The sequence below is a fragment of the Pseudomonas sp. HMWF006 genome (assembly GCF_003061205.1).
In the GTDB taxonomy this organism is placed as follows: domain Bacteria; phylum Pseudomonadota; class Gammaproteobacteria; order Pseudomonadales; family Pseudomonadaceae; genus Aquipseudomonas; species Aquipseudomonas monsensis.
The window spans coordinates 919-3,189 of sequence record NZ_QAIU01000273.1 but is presented as its reverse complement, the minus strand read 5'-3'; the positions used below and the strand labels follow the sequence as shown (position 1 = coordinate 3,189).

The window sequence follows — 2,271 nt, the reverse complement described above, 5'->3', positions numbered from 1 at the left end:
CGCTGATCATGGCGGCCATCGCACTGGCGCTGGTGAACTTCGGCGCATCGCCGTTGCTGACCGCCGTCCTCCTCGGACTGTGGGGGCTGGTCGCGACTGCCGCGCCGGTTGGATGGTGGACATGGCTGGCGCAAACACTCCCGGATGATGCCGAAGCCGGCGGCGGCTTGCTCGTGGCCATCGTGCAACTGGCGATCGCCGCCGGGGCAATCATCGGCGGCCTGGCCTTTGATCTGAGCGGCTACAAAGCCACCTTCGAACTCAGCGCAACCGTATTGGTCGCCGCCGCCGTACTCGCCTGGCTGGCGGGGCGCAGCGCCACTGAAGTGCATCTGCCCGAATCGAACGCGACAGCCTGAGGCGATCAGCCTTCGCTCAGCGGTTCGGCCTGAAGCCGCCGTGCGCGGTTTCGCGCTGTATGCGCCACGGGGCAATCCGGTGGTGTACTACCGAAACTTCCGGCGCTCAGGGGAGCTTGTTCACTCGCGGCGGTTTGTTTCAGAGAGCGAGCGACGGGCGGCGGTGGAAGGGGAGGTTGAGGCGTCTGCAGGCAAGCGAGTGATGGTGCGACACCGCCCTTATTGAGCCAATGAGCGAAGCTTGTACGATCAGCTAATCTTTGAGCACTGTCGGCGCTTATGGCGATTCAAGTGAATGAAAATGAGCTTCAGGGATGACCTCGTCTGTTCAATGGTTTTGGTGGCGCTTGTTCTGGCATACGCCTCAGGTGCCGGGAACACGCTCCACTTAGGCTACTGGTACCTCACGCTGGTACCAGTGGTGACCTTGCTTCCAGGCCTGATTCTACGTGCCCGGGCCCTGTTTCTAACCGGAGCGACAGCCGCAGCGGCTGGTACGCTTCTGGTCTATATGGCGATCATATCCAGCTCGGGCCGTGATGGCGGCCTCGTTGGGCTGGGGCATTTGTTTTCTGTCCCGGGACTGGTCGTCGGCACCAGTGTGTCTGCTTGGTTATTGAGATTCCGTGTGAATGCGACATTGCCGTGGGTCGTCGCGGGCATCGCATTTTTGGGAGCCGGCTTCGGGTTCATCATTGCCCAAACTATTGTGTGCACCACCGCTGTGGACTGCGGTGCGCTGTCGATGAGGGTGGGGAATTAGGAAGGGGGCTCCAAAGAGTGGCTTTCAGAGAGCGAAGATTTTGCACTCTCGGCCTGTTTAGATCCTCATTTCCCGGGTTTGGTGTTCTTGCGCGTCTACTCGGGTTCAACGTCAGATGACGACTGCGACTGGCAAATAAATGGATCTTTGTTGGTCCTCCCTAGCCAGGTTGAGCGCTTTGCAAAAGACTTGTCCGCAATTTAACGGTGCGGTCGGACTCAAGTCTTTGAACCGCAAATGTACAAACTGGCGTGTGGGTTGCTAGCGTTTTTTAGCGGCAGCTTTCGGCCAAAAGCGGACAGATTTAGGCTCCGGGATATAATGAAACGAAAGCTGAAGCCGGGATGCTGCCCCCCCCTCCAGCAGCGGCTGACTTCTGCTGCATTGCTGCCAAGCCATAGATGCAGGTTTTATTCCACGTAGCGACCAACACATACATCTTTAAGGATATTGGACAGGACGGCGGCTGGATGTTCATCACTGGATCGTTCATGATGCAGGGCGCTGGCCAAATGTCTCTTTGCATCAAACTAAAACATTGAATGGTCTGCGTTAAGATTTATATAAAACATAATATACGCACTATCAAGGATAGGAAGTAATTACTATGCCAGAGGAATTCATTGAGGACGAATTCGATATTGATGAGTCAATGCGGGAGCTTGATGCTCTAGATGCAGAAATTCAGGAGATTCTCAGATTCGAGGAAATTCAAAGCGCGGCATATGATAAAGCTTTCGCGTGGTGGGATGTAGTCGATGGATCACCATCTATACTCAAACGTTATAAGTCAAGCATCGTATCACTGGAGAAGATGTTCCCTACGCTCAGCGATAGCCCAGAGGACAGGTTTTCACGTGGGACTCTTCTTGTAGGGTTGGTCTCGGCGTATGAGGGACTGGTTCATGATTTTTTTCTCCTTTGCTGCCAGTCCTACGCTCTTGCGACCAAGGCTGCATCAAACTTGAAGAATCTTCTGCCCGAAGACAAGAGTTATCTTGGGCTTAAGGTCGATTGCCCCCGTGATGAATTGATTTTAAAGTTGAAGAGAAAAACCTTTCATGACCCGACGCAGGTGACGCGGCTGTGCAATGTGTTGTTCGAGTTGCCACTCCCAAAGGCTCATGAGAAGGAAGTTCTTTATTACAA

Annotated in this window: 2 protein-coding genes and 1 pseudogene; all 3 read left to right on the top strand. The window is 54.4% G+C overall.

What is annotated here, in order from left to right; genetic code table 11:
- A pseudogene (locus DBR24_RS31945) lies at positions 1–359 on the top strand (MFS transporter); the annotation flags it as partial.
- A gap of 295 nt (positions 360–654) precedes the next feature.
- Positions 655–1,122, top strand: a complete 468-nt coding sequence (locus DBR24_RS11230; protein WP_128614772.1) for a hypothetical protein — start codon at positions 655–657, stop codon at positions 1,120–1,122.
- A 607-nt stretch (positions 1,123–1,729) separates the two neighbouring features.
- The coding region (locus tag DBR24_RS11220; protein ID WP_218278132.1) for a hypothetical protein at positions 1,730–2,271 on the top strand (542 nt) is incomplete at its 3' end.

Excerpts from the sequence above, each read along its gene's own strand:
- DBR24_RS11230 (WP_128614772.1), top strand. The coding sequence starts at position 655 with ATGAAAATGAGCTTCAGGGATGACCTCGTCTGTTCAATGGTTTTGGTG.